Source organism: Streptomyces flavalbus, assembly GCF_042674625.1.
Lineage (GTDB): Bacteria > Actinomycetota > Actinomycetes > Streptomycetales > Streptomycetaceae > Streptomyces > Streptomyces flavalbus.
This window is the reverse complement of the sequence record NZ_JBHTEB010000001.1, coordinates 5253584-5267281: the sequence shown is the minus strand read 5'-3', so window position 1 is coordinate 5267281 and position 13698 is coordinate 5253584. Positions and strand designations below refer to the sequence as shown.

The following is a 13698-nucleotide window of genomic DNA, read 5'->3' as shown; positions in this document are numbered from 1 at the left end:
TAAGGGCGACAGGTAAGGGGTGACCGCCATGGACGGTCACCCCTTACCCGCGCTTCCGCGCGGTCAGCTCCAGACGTTGCCCTGGTTCTGTCCGCGCGCCCCCTGCTGGCCCATGCCGTACTGCGCGGCCAGCCCGGAGCCGATCTGGGCGTTCTGCGGCGGCAGCAGTTCGCTGGGCTGGACGAGCGCGTAGCCGGTGCCCATGAAGCTCAGCTCCCAGCCCTCACCGGTGTTGCCGCGCCGCCGCCACACGCCCGAGGAGTGCGTCTGGGCCTGCATCTGCACCCGCAGCCCGGTGGACCAGGCGACGATCGCGTCCGCGTCGCAGTTGACGTACTTGTCCGGGGTGACCTGGAGCAGCAGCGGCGCGCCGGAGGTCATCAGCGCGACCTTGCCGCTGCCGGTGATGTTGAGCTGGTACTTCCCCGAGCCGGAGATGCCGTAGAGGCTGTCGACGGCGATGACCTCGTGGTGCAGCGAGGAGTCCATGGCGAGGACGTAGCTGCTGTCGACGGTGAGCCCCTCGTGGTCCACGTCCATGAGGTGGACGTGCTGCTTGAGGTTGGCCAGGTAGACCGTGCCCTGCCCGTGGCAGCGCATCAGGTCCAGGCCCTCACCGGTGTGCGCACGCGCGCGTGAGGCGCTGTTGCCCTGGTACTCGGCGTCGAACTCGACCATCCCCTGGTAGGCGACCATGGTGCCCTTGCGGGCGAGGATGTCGTCGTGGCCCGCCAGGGTGACCCGGAGCATCTGCTTGTTCTGCAGCGCCCAGCGTTCCTGGGTCTGCTGGTCGTGGTAGGCGAAAAGCGGACTCTGCATGGTGTGGTGCTCCCCCTCAGCCCCGGAACCGGAGGCGGTCGGTGCTGTCCTCGCTGGGCTGGACGACGACGATGCCCTGGCCGGAGAAGGCCATCTGGTACGCCTCACCGCTGCCCCGGCCGATCAGCGACTGCGCCTTGAAGCTGCGCTTGCCCTTCACCTTGAGGTTCGGGGACCAGGCGACGAGCGCGTCCGGGTCGACGTAGGTCTCGTCCTCGCCGCCGCCGCAGTCGACGACGATCGGCTTGCCCCGGGAGGTCAGCGCGACCCAGCCCTGCCCGGAGATCCTGGTGTTCCACAGGCCCTGACCGGCGAACTTGGCCAGCCCCTTGACCCGCTCGACGCCCCACGTCAGATGGGCGTCGAAGGCGAGCAGGTTGGTGGCGTTGACGGAGATCCCGTCGCCGTTGAGGTTGATCACGACGACGTTGGCGCCGTAGTCCGCGAGGTAGAGCAGTCCGTCGCCGGAGCACTTCATCAGCGGCGCGCCCTCGCCGGTCATCCAGTCCTTGGCGATCTGGCGGACGGCGGGCGGGTTGGGCTCGTACTGGACGAACCCCTCGTAGGCGACCATCGACCCCACGCGCGCGAGGAGGTCGTTCCCGGTCTGCATGGCGACCTTCAGCATGTGGTTGCCGTGGTTCTCCATGCGGGCGGTGACGGGTGCGGGGGCGTGGCCCGCGAGTGGCTGGTTCATGACGGGCTCCCCTTAGACCTCGTAGGGCTGGACGACGACGAAGTTGCCGGGCGCGGCCCGGAACTGGAGGTTCACGCTCTCGCCGGTGTCGCCCGCGTAGGCGTTGCGGCGCATCCGGACCTGGCTGGAGACGATCACCTGGGCGGCGGACGACCAGGCGACGACGGCGTTGCTGTCCGCGAACGTCGTGGGCGTCACCGGGAGCACCACGGGCGTGCCGTGCGTCTTGACGACGATCGTGCCGGTGCCCTGGAACTGCATCGTGAACAGGGCGCCGCCGGGGATGCCGTGGCCCTCGACGCGGCGGACCTCGTAGGTGAGGCTCTCGTCGAAGGCGAGGACGTTCTCGGCGGAGACGCAGATGCCGTCGCCCTGGAGTTCGATGGGGTGCAGCATCGTGGAGTTCTCCGCGAGGAACACCTGGCCCTGGCCGGTGCAGCGCATGAGCTGCATCTCCTGGCCGGTGGCGTTGCCCACGATGCGCCCGGCGAACCCGGCGCCCTTGTAGCTGAAGTCGACCTTGCCCTGGTAGAGCACCATGCTGCCCTGCCGCGCGAGCACCGGCTGACCGCCGATGCCGAGGTCGACGCGGACCATCTTCTTGTTCTGCTGCGTCCAGCGCTGCCCGGTCGGCGTCTCCTTGAACTGCTGGAGCGCACCGGCGACACCGGGCGCCTGGGGTGCGCCCTGGGGTGCGGCCTGCGGGATGCCCTGGGGTGCGCCGTAGGGGGCCTGTTGGCCGTAGCCGGGCGGTGGCGGTGCGGTCGGCTGGCCGTAGCCCGGGGGTGGTGCGGGGGCCTGCGGTGCGGTCGGCTGTGGGTAGCCGGGGGGCGGCGGGGCGGTCGGGGCCGGGGGCTGCCCGTAGGGGGCCTGCTGCTGGGGCGGCTGGCCGTACGGCGCGGGGGCCGGGGGCGGCACCGTGCCGCCGGGCGGGGTCATCGGCGCGACGACGGTGGGCGCGGCGTGCATCTGGGGCGCGGGCGCCGGGGGCGGGGTGGCACCTTGCGGGGGCGCGAACCCCTGCGCGGCGGGCTGCGGGGTGGGGGCGGGCGGCGCCGGGGCGGGGGCCACGGGCGTGGTGGGGGCCGGGGCGGGCGCGGCCGGGGCGCCGAACGCGGGCGGGGTCGGTGCCGGAGCCGGGGTGGCCGGGGCGCCGAACGCGGGCGGGGCGGCGGTCTGGGCGGGCGGCGCGAAGCCGGGCGCGGCACCGGCCTGCGGCTGCTGCGCGGCGGGCGGCTCCTCCTCGGCGACCTCGCCGCCGAAGTTCTTCAGCAGCGCGTCAAGACCGCCGTCGAAGCCCTGGCCGACGGCCGCGAAGCGCCATACGTCCTTCAGGTAGAAGTCGCCCAGCATCACGGCCCGCTCGGTGGTGAACTCCGAGCCGTTGAACGCGTACCGGGCCACCTCCTCACCGCCCGCGACGATGCGGAGGTATCCGGGGCCGACCTGCGACATCTGTCCCGCGCCGTCGATCGTGGCGGTGAACGACAGCTTCTGGATCTGCGCCGGGATCCGGTCGAGCGTGACCCGGAACGACTCCGTGTCGCCCGCCTGGGCGCCGAGAAGCTGGATGGCCTCCTCGGGGGACTTCGGCTGGTTGAAGAAGACGAAGTACCGGTCGTCCGAGAGCCGTTCGTCGGCGTCGAGCCCGAAACAGCTGATGTCGAAGCTCAGTCCGGGGCCGGAGATCTGCACGCCTACGTACAGATCCGTGCCCGCGGTGAGGTCACTGATCCTGGCCTTGTGGCCGCGTTGGAATTCCCTGGCCATGCGTTACGACCGTCCCCCATCCCGAATGCGAGTGCGTCGCGTCAGGCTAACGGCAAACGCTGACAGCGGCGGATCTCGGTACAGACCCGGTACACAACCGGCGCGACGGGGTGGTGGTGGGCGCGCTCCCGCGCGGGCGCCCGGCCGGGGCGCGTCAGCGCGCGCCGGGCAGATGGGGCAGCCGTTCGGCGGCGACCACCCCTTCGAGGTAGCCACGCGCCCGCTCGGTGCGCGGGTAGGCGTCCAGCAGCCGCCAGAAGCGGGGCCCGTGCCCGGGGACCAGCAGGTGCGCCAGCTCGTGCAGCAGGACGTAGTCGACGACGTACTCCGGCATCCCCTGGAGCCGGTGCGACAGACGGATGCTGCCCTCGGCCGGGGTGCAGGAGCCCCAGCGGGTGTTCTGGTTGGTGACCCAGCGCACCGACGATGGCCGGGCCCGGCCGTCGAGGTACTGTGCCGAGAGCCGCTCGGCGCGCTCCGCCAGCTCGGTGTCCCCGAGCACCCGTTTGCTCTCCTGGGCGGCCAGCTTGTCGAGCATGACGTTCACCCAGCGTTGCTCCTCCGCCTCGGACATCCGGGCGGGGATGAGCACGACGGTGCGGTCGCCCTCGCGGTACGCGGAGACCGTCCTGCGTCGACGCGCACTTCTGCGCACCTCGATCGCGCTCGTCCCCGAGCCGCTGGGCGGCGGGCTCGTCGTGCTGCGCTGTGGCGTTCCGGCACGGTGCAGTGGGTCGGCGGACACGCCCCGACGTTACCCGCTGCACACGGGGGAAGTCCCGACTCCGGGACGGGTTCCGTTCCGATCCCCCGCCGACCGTTTGATTTGTACGACGCACGACCCACCCGACACACCGATTTATACGATGAATCCCCCCGCCTGTGGACAACCTCCGGCAGCCCTCCCGCCGCCCCCGCCATGCTGGCATCCGCGACGACACACTCGCACGGACCGGGACACGGGGGATCTGACATGCATCCGATGGTGAAGCCCGCGCTGCGGCGCGGCTGGCGCGACCTCAACACCGTCCAGTTCGGCATGACACCGGCGCACGCGCTGACGCTGGGGCCGATGGACCTGGCGACGGGCAGCTTCCTGGACCTGCTCAACGGCACCCGCGGCCTCCCCCTGCTACGGGACGAGGGACGCCGCATGGATCTGCCGGACGGCCACGTGGACGCCCTGCTGAACCGGCTGGCGCGGGCCGGTCTGCTGGACGACGCCCGGGGCGGCGGCCCGGCCGCCGACGCCCTGCGCGCGAAGAAGGAGGTCCTCGACCGGCTGCGCCCCGACCTCGCCTCCCTCTCCCTGACCAGGTCGGAGCCGGGTGATCCGATCCGGCGGCTCGCCGCCCGCCGCTCGCTGCGGGTCCAGGTGCGCGGCGCGGGCCGGGTCGGCAGCGTGCTGGCGTCGCTGCTGTCGGCGGCGGGCGTGGGCGAGGTCGACGTGCGCGACGGCGGCTGCGTGGAGCCGTGGGACGTCGCACCGGGCGGCCACCCCGCCGAGGCCGTCGGCGAGCGCCGGGAGGAGTCCGCCCGCCGTGCCGTGCGCCGGGCGGCACCGGACCGCCCGCCCCGCCGCGGCCCCGAGTCACCACCGCTGGACAGCTCGGGCCACACCCTGGTGATCCTCGCCCCATGGGACGACGTCGCCGTGTACGCCCCCTCCCCGGCCACGGCGGAGCCGCTCATCGCCTCCGGCACCCCGCATCTGTACGCGGGCGTGGTCGAGGGCACCGGCATGGTCGGCCCGCTCGTCCTGCCCGGTGAGACGGCGTGCGCCCGCTGTCTGCACGAGGGGCGCACCGACCGCGATCCGGTCTGGCCGCGCCTGGTCGCCCAGTGGCACTCGGGCAGGCAGCCCCAGGTCCGGCCGTGCGATGTGACGCTCGCCACCACCGTCGCCGGGCTCGCCGCCGCCCACGCGCTCGCCTTCCTCGACGGTCAGGTGCCCTCCAGCGCGGGCGCCCGCTGGGAGGTCTCCCTGCCCGGTCTCCAGTGGCACGCCCGGCCCGTCTGGGCCCACCCGGCATGTCCCTGCTCGGCGGCGGAGAGAGTCCCGGAAGAGGCCGGGACGGAAACGAAAGAGGAGCAGCCCTCCAAGGACGGGGAGTCGCACGAGACAATGGCGGAGCAAGGGTCGTCAACGGAGGTATGCCGTAGGTCAGCCGCGGCGCGGCCGGCTGGCACTTGGAGGGCGCATGTCTGATCTTCCCCGCAAGGCGGTCACCCGCACCGCCAAGCTGGCCGCGCTCCCGCTCGGCTTCGCCGGGCGGGCGACCTGGGGGCTGGGCAAGAGAATCGTCGGCGAGTCCGCGGAACTCGTCGGGCGCGAGCTGCAACAGCGCACCGCGGAGCAGTTGTTCAAGGTGCTCGGCGAGCTGAAGGGCGGTGCGATGAAGTTCGGGCAGGCGCTGTCCGTCTTCGAGTCGGCGCTGCCCGAGGAGGTCGCCGGTCCCTACCGGGCGGCCCTGACGAAGCTCCAGGAAGCCGCTCCCCCGATGCCGACGCGGACCGTGCACTCCGTGCTCGCGGAGCGGCTCGGCGCGGACTGGCGCGAGCTGTTCGAGGAGTTCGAGGACAAGCCCTCGGCGGCGGCCTCGATCGGCCAGGTGCACCGCGGGGTGTGGCACGACGGGCGTGAGGTCGCGGTCAAGGTCCAGTACCCGGGCGCCGGTGAGGCGCTGCTGTCGGACCTGAACCAGCTCAGCCGCTTCGCCCGCCTGCTGGGCCCGCTGGTCCCCGGGATCGACGTCAAGCCGTTGATCACCGAACTCAAGGACCGGGTCTCCGAGGAGCTGGACTACAGCCTGGAGGCGCAGGCGCAGGAGGTCCACGCGGAGGAGTTCGCCGACGACCCGGACGTCGTGGTGCCCGCCGTGGTCCACCAGTGCGAGCAGGTCCTGGTCACCGAGTGGATCGAGGGCGTACCGCTGTCGGAGATCATCTCGGACGGCACCCAGGAGCAGCGGGACCGCGCGGGTCAGTTGCTGGCCCGGTTCCTCTTCTCCGGCCCGGCCCGCACCGGCCTGCTGCACGCCGACCCGCACCCGGGGAACTTCCGGCTGCTGCCCGGCAGCCCGGACGGCGAGGACGACTGGCGGCTCGGCGTCCTGGACTTCGGCACGGTCGACCGTCTCCCCGCGGGCCTGCCGACCCCGATCGGCGACTCCCTGCGGATGACGCTGGACGGTGACGCGGAGGCCGTCTACGACCTGCTGCGCGCCGAGGGGTTCGTCAAGGAATCGATAGAGCTGGACCCGGACGCGGTCCTCGACTACCTCCTGCCGATCATCGAACCGGCGCGCGCCGACGAGTTCACCTTCACCCGGAGCTGGATGCGCAGCCAGGCGGCGCGCATCGCGGACCCGCGCTCCCCCGCCCACCAGTTGGGCAAGCAGCTCAACCTCCCCCCGGCCTACCTGCTGATCCACCGGGTCACCCTCAGCACGATCGGCGTCCTGTGCCAGCTCGGCGCGACGGTGCGGCTGCGGGAGGAACTGGAGGAGTGGCTGCCGGGCTTCGTGCCCCTGGAGGAGGAGTCGGAAGCCCCCGAGGCCGAGGTGGACGAGGCGGAAGGGCCGGAGGAGTCGGTGGCCGGGGCCTGAGCGCGGGAGGCAGGCGAGGCCAGGCGTAGGCGCCCGGCGAGGCCAGGCCTAGGCACCCGGCGAGGCCAGGGCGCAGGCGGCAGACGCGGCCGGGGCGTAGGCGGCGGGCGAACGCCTCACGACGCGGCGGGGGCCGGTCCGTCGGACGGACCGGCCCCGGTGGGAAGTTCCCGGCTGCTGACTACTGCATGACCGCGATGGCCAGCGCGCGGCGAGCGCGGCGCGAGGCGCGCTCGGCGCGGCGCTGCATCCGGCGGGCGGTCACCAGGCTCATGGCCTGGCGCTCCCGCTGCGCCTCGTGCAGCCGGTCGTGCATATGCGCACGAGCCAGGGCTTCTGGGATGAGTTGCATCTCTCGGGTCCTGTTCTGACGCGAGTCGTTCGCGTCGGTGGTGGTGACGTCTGAGGTCGCGGAGCCGGTGGGCTCATGAGTGGACGGCTTCATCGGGGCCTGCTTCTGGGGGTCGTGCGTGAGGGGGCGGTCGATCGTTCCTGCGGTGTTCATGCCGTGACCGGGTTCTTGCGCGGGCGGCCACGGGGCCGCTTCCGGGCGACGACGACACCCTGGACGAACAGCTCGCCACCCCAGACGCCCCAGGGCTCACGCCGCTCCTTGGCCCCAGCGAGGCACGCCTCCATCAGCGGGCAGGTGCGGCAGAGGGACTTGGCGTACTCGACATCCGCCGGCGACTCCGCGAAGAAGACCTCCGGGTCGTAGGAACGGCAGGGTACGGGCACGCCGAGGTTCTCGATGGCGTCGTCGAGCGCGGTGAGCGCGGTGAGCGGGGTCAAGGTGGAGTCCTCCGTGAGGCCGGGCTTGGGGATCGTGTCGGAAGGCGGTACGGACGGGGCGTGCGCTTCGAGTTGCACGGATGTCTTCCTCGTCTGGTCGTGCCGGTCGGGTTGACCGGTTGGCGGCTGGTACCGGGTTCTTTTCTTGTCCCGAGGCCCCTTCGCTCCGTCGTCCCGTGTTTCGGGGACAAACAGAAGGGCCGCGGATCCCGGATGGGGTTCCGCGGCCCTGAAGGCGCCGGCCTGATCGACGATCAGGCTGGATCACTCCAGGGTTCTGGCCCACGGAAGGCCCACATCAGGTGGTGCTGCGTCGTCTGCTTCCGGCTGGCGGCACCGGTCGCCGTAAAGGCATAGGCCTGCGCCTGTGCCACTACTGCCGCTTCCAGTGCCTTGGTCGGTCGCTCATTGCGCTCTCGGACGGGAAGACCCGCGAGGGACACGGAGGACGCCGGACGGACGGCACGAATGCCGGACAGACCGGTGCCCGGGATCGAGGCGCCAAGGGTGCACAGGGAGACGGCCGAGGGATCGGTCATTTTGGCCGCGCTGTTGAAGCTGGTGTTGATGCTGATCACTGGACTCGCCTCCTCTCGGCGTCTCATGGACTGGATGAACCAGTCCGTCGGGTATGCAAGTACAACACGGAATCGGGGCCTCAGGAAGGCCGCTGTCCCCGTGGCTTAGAACCTATGGGGATTCCTGGGGCGGGCGCAAACTATTTTTTCGACGAGTTCGCATCAGTCCGATTCGTCCCCCGTGCCGGGGTCCTGGCCTGCGCAGATGGCCAGCACTTCGGCGCCGTAGCGGTTGAGCTTGCGGACGCCGACGCCGGGGATCCGGGCCAGTTCACCCTCGTCGTCCGGCGCGGCCTCGGCGATCGCCATCAGGGTCTTGTCTGTGAAGACGCAGAACGCGGGCTGGCCGCTGCGCCGCGCCTGGACCGCGCGCCAGTCGCGCAACCGTTCGTAGAGGCCCTCGTCCATGTCGGACGGGCAGTCCTCGCAGCGCATCAGCTTCATCTCACCGGCGTCGGTGAGGGTGCGCCCGCAGACCCGGCAGCGGGCGGGGGTGCGCTGGGCGCGCCGGGGGGTCGCGATGCTGCCGCGTCCGGGGATGCCGCGCTCGATGCCGCCGGGGGCTGCGGCCCCGGTGCGGCCCGTACCGCTCCCGGAACCGGGCCGCAGTCCGTCGAGGAAGCGGCTGGGGCGGCGGTTGGGGCAGCTTCCGGGTGAGCGGGCCAGGGACCAGGAGAGCTGGAGGTGGGAGCGGGCGCGGGTGACCCCGACGTAGAGGAGACGGCGCTCCTCCTCTATCTGCTCGTCGGTCCGGGCGTAGCTGATCGGCATCATGCCCTCGGCCACGCCGACCAGGAAGACGGCGTCCCACTCCAGGCCCTTGGCCGAGTGCAGGGAGGCGAGGGTGACGCCCTGCACGGTCGGGGCGTGCTGGGCGCCCGCCCGCTCGTCGAGTTCCGCGACGAGGTCCCCGAGGGTGGCGCCGGGGCGGGCGGCGGCGAAGTCCTGGGCGAGGTTGACCAGCGCGGCGAGGGACTCCCAGCGCTCCCTGACGGCTCCGGAGCCCGCCGGTGGCTGGGGTGTCCAGCCCTCCCCGGAGAGCACGGCGCGGACCTGGGAGGGCAGGTCGACCGCCTCGTCGAGGAGGGCGTCGTTGCCGCCGAAGCGGGCGGCGCCGCGCAGGGCGATGCCCGCCTTGCGCACCTCGGGCCGGTCGAAGAACCGCTCGGCACCGCGGAGCTGGTAGGGGATCCCGGCGTCGGCGAGGGCCTGCTCGTAGGTCTCGGACTGGGCGTTCGTGCGGTACAGGACGGCGATCTCGCTGGCGGGGACGCCGGAGTCGAGGAGGGCGCGGATGCGGCGCGCGGCGCCCTCGGCCTCGGCGGGCTCGTCGGGGTACTCGGTGTAGCCGGGCTCGGGTCCGGGGCCGCGCTGGGAGACGAGTTCCAGCCGGTGGTCGGCGGCGCGCCCGCGGGCCTGGGAGAGCAGTCCGTTGGCGAGGTGGACGACCTGGGGGCTGGAGCGGTAGTCGCGGACCAGCTTGACGACGGTGGCCTTGGGGTGGCGGACGCGGAAGTCGAGCAGGTGGTCGGGCGTTGCTCCGGTGAACGAGTAGATGGTCTGGCTGGCGTCCCCGACGACGCACAGGTTGTCGCGGTCCCCGAGCCAGAGGTCCAGCAGCCGCTGCTGGAGGGGGCTGACGTCCTGGTACTCGTCGACGACGAAGTGCTGGTACTGGGCGCGGACCTGGTCGGCGATGTCGTGCCGGTCCTGGAGGACGGCGACGGTCAGCAGCAGCACGTCCTCGAAGTCGATGACCGCGCGGTCGCGTTTGAGGTCCTCGTAGGCGGCGTAGAGCTGGGCGATCTCCGCCGGGGAGCGGGGGGCTTCACGGCCCGCCTTCGCGGCTGCGAGCGCGTAGTCGGCGGGGACGGTCTGGGTGACCTTGGACCACTCGATCTCCGCGGTGACGTCCCGCAGCTCGCCGCGGTCGAGGCGGATGCGGCAGGCCGCGGCGGCGTCGGCGACGAGCTGGACCTTGCGGTCGACGAGCCGGGGCATCGAGCCACCGATGGCTTTCGGCCAGAAGTACTGGAGCTGGCGCAGGGCGGCGGAGTGGAAGGTGCGGGCCTGCACCCCGCCCGCGCCGAGCTGGCGGAGACGGCCGCGCATCTCGCCCGCGGCGCGGTTGGTGAAGGTGACGGCGAGCACGCTGGAGGTCGGCAGGATCCCGGCGCGCACGCCGTAGGCGATGCGGTGGGTGATGGCGCGGGTCTTGCCGGTCCCGGCACCGGCCAGGACGCACACCGGGCCGTGCAGCGCGGTGGCGACCTCGCGCTGCTCGGGGTCGAGCCCTTCGAGCACCGCGTCGGCCGAGTCCGGTACCCGCGGGAAGAGGGTGGAGTGCGTTGCTGCTGTCACACCGCCATGCTGCCAGGTCGTGTGAGGCTGCTGAGCCGGTTGTCCACAGGCATCGCCTCGCAGTCGTACTAATGCGGCAGGCGTCACACGCGGGCCTCCCCGCGGATACCCCCGGCGGGAATGGCGGCCGGGTCGGATACGTTCACCCACTGCGACGCGCGCACCTATCCGAGCCGCCGAAGGAGAGCGAAAGAGATGCTGGGTTCTGTGACGATGTACAGCACCACGTGGTGTGGCTACTGCCGCAGGCTGAAGAGCCAGATGGACCGCGAGGGCATCGCGTACACCGAGATCAACATCGAGCAGGACCCGGAGTCCGCGAAGTTCGTGGAGAAGGCGAACGGCGGCAACCAGACGGTCCCGACCGTGCTCTTCCCCGACGGCTCGACGCTCACGAACCCGTCGCTGGCCCAGGTGAAGCAGAAGATCGGCGCCTGAGCGGACCGCTCGGCGGGCGATGAGGGGCGGGTTCCCCGACCAGGCCACTGGGCCACGGGTCGGGGAACCCGCCCCTCACTTCGTCGTCACATGAGGCCGCGCGTCGGCAGCGGCTTGCCGTACCACAGCTCGATGAGGCGGGCGGCGATGGAGATGCCGTACGGCGGCAGCACCTCGCCGCTGTCGAAGGCGGCGCCCAGTTCGTCGCGGGAGAACCAGCGGGCCTCGTGGATCTCGTCGCCGTCGACCTCGACGTCCGTGGAGGTGGCGCGGGCCATGAAGCCCAGCATGAGGCTGGACGGGAAGGGCCAGGGCTGGCTGGCGACGTACTCGACCTGGCCGACGGTGATACCGGCCTCCTCGAACACCTCGCGGCGCACGGACTGCTCGATCGACTCGCCGGGCTCGACGAAACCGGCCAGCGTGGAGAAGCGGCCCTCGGGCCAGTGGACCTGGCGGCCGAGCAGGATGCGGTCGTCCTCGTCGGTGACGGCCATGATCACGGCCGGGTCGGTGCGCGGGTAGTGCTCGGCGCCGCAGGCGGAGCAGCGGCGGATGTGGCCCGCCGCGGCGATGACCGTGCGCTCGCCGCAGCGGGAGCAGAAGCGGTGGGTGCGCTGCCAGTTCTCCAGCCCGACGGCGTGCACCATCAGGCCCGCGTCGCGCGGGGAGAGCAGCAGCCCGGCCTCGCGCAGGCCCGCGGGGCGCGCGGACTGGTCCATGCGACCGGGCAGCGCGTCCTTCTGGAGGGCGAAGTAGCTGACGCCGTCCTCGTCGATGCCGAGGAAGTAGCGGTGGGCCTCGGTGAGGGGGGCCTCGAACGAGGGCGTCATGACGAGTTCGGTGCGCCCGTCGGACGTCTCGTCGATGAGGACCTGACCGCCGGAGACCACGAAGCAGCGGGTGGTGGGGTGGCTCCACGCCGCCGCGAGCCATGCCTCGTCGAGCCGGTGGTGTGCGGCGCGGTCGATGCCGCTCGGGGCGGTGAGCGAGATGGGTCGGTCGGCGGTGTGGTCGGTCCAGGTGGTCACGGGTGCTTCCATCTCCCCCGGTAAAACGGTGGTTTCGGCGGCGGTTCGGCTGTTCGTACGGCGGGTGGTGACCGGGTGCGGGGCTCGGTGGTCCCGGGCTTCGTCGTGCGGGGCCCGGTGGTTCGGGGCGGTGCTTCCAGTGTGCCCCGTGGGGAGTACCGCTCCGGACGGTCCTGGGGGGTCAGGGCGCATGGTGCCAGTTCTCGGCCAGGTCGCCCCAGAGGTGGGCGGTGGTCTCGACGCCTTTGAGGAGGAGGCCGAGTTCCACTTTCTCGTTCGGGGCGTGCCAGCCGTCGGAGGGCACGGAGATCCCCAGGAAGAGGACGGACGCTCCGAGGACGTCCTGGAGGTCGGCGGCGGGTCCGGAGCCGCCCTCGCGGGTGAAGCGGACCGGGGCGTCGAAGGCGCGGCCCATGGCGCGCACCAGGGACTCAAGCGCCGGGTGGTCCAGCGGGGTCAGACAGGGGCGGGTGGCGGGGGCGAAGGTGATCTCGCAGCGGATGCCGTCGGGCACCTGGTCCAGCGCCCAGGCGCGGACGACCCTTTCGATGTGGTCGGGTTCCTGGCCCATGACCAGCCGGAAGGACAGCTTCACCATGGCGCTGGACGGGATGATCGTCTTGCTGCCGGGGCCCTGGTAGCCGCCGCCGATGCCGTTGACCTCGGCGGTGGGGCGGGCCCAGACGCGTTCCAGCGTGGTGTGACCGGCCTCGCCGTGGGTGGCGTGGGAGTGCGCGGTGCGCAGCCACCGCCGCTCGTCGAACGGCAGTTCGGCGAAGAGTGCCCGCTCGCGGTCGGTGAGTTCCACGATGCCGTCGTAGAAGCCGGGAACGGTCACGCGCGCGTGCTCGTCGTGCAGGGCGGCGACGAGGCGGGCGGCGGCGGTCGCCGGGTTGGGTACGGCGCCGCCGAAGGCGCCGGAGTGGATGTCCTGGTCGGGGCCGTGGAAGCGGATCTCGCACTCGGCGAGGCCGCGCATCCCCGTACAGACCGTGGGGGTGTCCTCGGACCACATGCCGGTGTCGGAGACGATCACGGCGTCCGCGGCGAGCCGGTCGGCGTGCTCCTCGACGAGCGCCCGGAAGTGCGGGGAGCCGGACTCCTCCTCGCCCTCGATCAGCAGCTTCAGGTGGACGGCCGGGGTGTCCCGGCCGGTGGCGGCGAGGTGGGCGCGGACGCCGAGTGTGTGGAAGAACACCTGCCCCTTGTCGTCAGCCGCCCCGCGCGCGTAGAGGCGGTCTTGCCGGATGACGGGGTCGAAGGGGTCGCTGTCCCAGCCGTCCTCGCGGGCGGCGGGCTGGACGTCGTGGTGGCCGTAGACCAGGACGGTGGGCGCCCCCGGGTCGGCGGAGGGCCACTCGGCGTAGACGGCTGGTGCCCCGGGCGTGGGCCACACCTCGGCGGTGGGGAAGCCGGTCTCCTTGAGCTTGGCGGCGAGCCAGTCCGCGCTGCGGCGCACGTCCGGCGCGTGGTCGGGCTGGGCCGACACGGACGGGATGCGCAGCCACTCGGCGAGATCGTCGAGGAAGGCGGCGCGGTGCCGCTCGATGTACGTACGGACGGCGCTGACGGCACTGTCAACGGGGTGGCTCATGGTCACGAGC

The 13698-nt window shown here is 72.2% G+C and carries 13 protein-coding genes; 3 read left to right on the top strand and 10 right to left on the bottom strand.

Going from position 1 to position 13698, the window contains the following annotated elements; all coding sequences use genetic code 11:
* Positions 1-63 precede the first annotated feature (63 nt).
* The 4 genes from ACFQZ6_RS23780 to ACFQZ6_RS23765 form a co-directional block, all read right to left on the bottom strand.
* Positions 64-819 carry an AIM24 family protein gene (locus ACFQZ6_RS23780; protein ID WP_381612260.1) on the bottom strand — a complete coding sequence of 252 codons (756 nt, stop codon included), beginning with the start codon at positions 817-819 and terminating at the stop codon, positions 64-66.
* A gap of 16 nt (positions 820-835) precedes the next feature.
* Positions 836-1516 carry an AIM24 family protein gene (locus tag ACFQZ6_RS23775; RefSeq protein ID WP_381612258.1) on the bottom strand — a complete coding sequence of 227 codons (681 nt, stop codon included), beginning with the start codon at positions 1514-1516 and terminating at the stop codon, positions 836-838.
* A gap of 12 nt (positions 1517-1528) precedes the next feature.
* On the bottom strand, positions 1529-3286 hold the full coding sequence (locus ACFQZ6_RS23770; RefSeq protein WP_381612256.1) for a TerD family protein: 1758 nt from the start codon (positions 3284-3286) through the stop codon (positions 1529-1531).
* Positions 3287-3440: 154 nt separating this feature from the next.
* On the bottom strand, positions 3441-4031 hold the full coding sequence (locus tag ACFQZ6_RS23765) for a M48 metallopeptidase family protein (RefSeq protein WP_381612254.1): 591 nt from the start codon (positions 4029-4031) through the stop codon (positions 3441-3443).
* A gap of 228 nt (positions 4032-4259) precedes the next feature.
* Between ACFQZ6_RS23765 and ACFQZ6_RS23760 the strand changes: the two genes are divergently transcribed.
* Together ACFQZ6_RS23760 and ACFQZ6_RS23755 are read left to right on the top strand one after the other, a co-directional pair.
* The gene (locus tag ACFQZ6_RS23760) at positions 4260-5495 is read left to right on the top strand and encodes a TOMM precursor leader peptide-binding protein (protein WP_381612252.1); all 1236 of its coding nucleotides are present in this window, start codon (positions 4260-4262) and stop codon (positions 5493-5495) included.
* Entirely contained in the window at positions 5488-6894 is a 1407-nt protein-coding gene (locus ACFQZ6_RS23755; protein WP_381612250.1) for an ABC1 kinase family protein, read from the top strand. Before ACFQZ6_RS23760 ends, ACFQZ6_RS23755 begins: the two co-directional genes overlap by 8 nt.
* 181 nt (positions 6895-7075) lie before the next feature.
* Here ACFQZ6_RS23755 and ACFQZ6_RS23750 read toward each other — a convergent pair whose 3' ends face one another.
* From ACFQZ6_RS23750 to ACFQZ6_RS23735, 4 genes are all read right to left on the bottom strand, one after another.
* Positions 7076-7399: a hypothetical protein gene (locus ACFQZ6_RS23750; protein ID WP_381612248.1), complete on the bottom strand. Its 324-nt coding sequence runs from the start codon at positions 7397-7399 to the stop codon at positions 7076-7078.
* Positions 7396-7764, bottom strand: a complete 369-nt coding sequence (locus tag ACFQZ6_RS23745) for a WhiB family transcriptional regulator (RefSeq protein ID WP_019754617.1) — start codon at positions 7762-7764, stop codon at positions 7396-7398. The genes ACFQZ6_RS23750 and ACFQZ6_RS23745 overlap by 4 nt, the downstream gene beginning before the upstream one ends.
* Positions 7765-7940: 176 nt before the next feature.
* Positions 7941-8264 (bottom strand): hypothetical protein, encoded by a 324-nt coding sequence (locus tag ACFQZ6_RS23740; RefSeq protein ID WP_381612246.1) that lies wholly within the window; start codon positions 8262-8264, stop codon positions 7941-7943.
* 162 nt (positions 8265-8426) lie between these two features.
* The gene (locus tag ACFQZ6_RS23735; RefSeq protein ID WP_381612244.1) at positions 8427-10625 is read right to left on the bottom strand and encodes an ATP-dependent DNA helicase UvrD2; all 2199 of its coding nucleotides are present in this window, start codon (positions 10623-10625) and stop codon (positions 8427-8429) included.
* Between the two features lie 195 nt (positions 10626-10820).
* Between ACFQZ6_RS23735 and ACFQZ6_RS23730 the strand changes: the two genes are divergently transcribed.
* Positions 10821-11063, top strand: a complete 243-nt coding sequence (locus ACFQZ6_RS23730) for a mycoredoxin (RefSeq protein WP_381612242.1) — start codon at positions 10821-10823, stop codon at positions 11061-11063.
* 86 nt (positions 11064-11149) lie between these two features.
* Here the strand turns inward: ACFQZ6_RS23730 and nudC are convergent, their stop codons facing one another.
* Complete coding sequence (gene nudC, locus ACFQZ6_RS23725) at positions 11150-12094, bottom strand: NAD(+) diphosphatase (RefSeq protein ID WP_381612240.1); 945 nt, start codon at positions 12092-12094, stop codon at positions 11150-11152.
* Positions 12095-12275: 181 nt separating this feature from the next.
* The gene (locus ACFQZ6_RS23720) at positions 12276-13688 is read right to left on the bottom strand and encodes a dipeptidase (protein WP_381612238.1); all 1413 of its coding nucleotides are present in this window, start codon (positions 13686-13688) and stop codon (positions 12276-12278) included.
* Positions 13689-13698 lie beyond the last annotated feature (10 nt).

Excerpts from the sequence above, each read along its gene's own strand:
- ACFQZ6_RS23780 (WP_381612260.1), bottom strand. The coding sequence starts at position 819 with ATGCAGAGTCCGCTTTTCGCCTACCACGACCAGCAGACCCAGGAACGC.
- ACFQZ6_RS23775 (WP_381612258.1), bottom strand. The coding sequence starts at position 1,516 with ATGAACCAGCCACTCGCGGGCCACGCCCCCGCACCCGTCACCGCCCGC.
- ACFQZ6_RS23770 (WP_381612256.1), bottom strand. The coding sequence starts at position 3,286 with ATGGCCAGGGAATTCCAACGCGGCCACAAGGCCAGGATCAGTGACCTC.
- ACFQZ6_RS23760 (WP_381612252.1), top strand. The coding sequence starts at position 4,260 with ATGCATCCGATGGTGAAGCCCGCGCTGCGGCGCGGCTGGCGCGACCTC.
- ACFQZ6_RS23755 (WP_381612250.1), top strand. The coding sequence starts at position 5,488 with ATGTCTGATCTTCCCCGCAAGGCGGTCACCCGCACCGCCAAGCTGGCC.
- ACFQZ6_RS23750 (WP_381612248.1), bottom strand. The coding sequence starts at position 7,399 with ATGAACACCGCAGGAACGATCGACCGCCCCCTCACGCACGACCCCCAG.
- ACFQZ6_RS23730 (WP_381612242.1), top strand. The coding sequence starts at position 10,821 with ATGCTGGGTTCTGTGACGATGTACAGCACCACGTGGTGTGGCTACTGC.
- ACFQZ6_RS23720 (WP_381612238.1), bottom strand. The coding sequence starts at position 13,688 with ATGAGCCACCCCGTTGACAGTGCCGTCAGCGCCGTCCGTACGTACATC.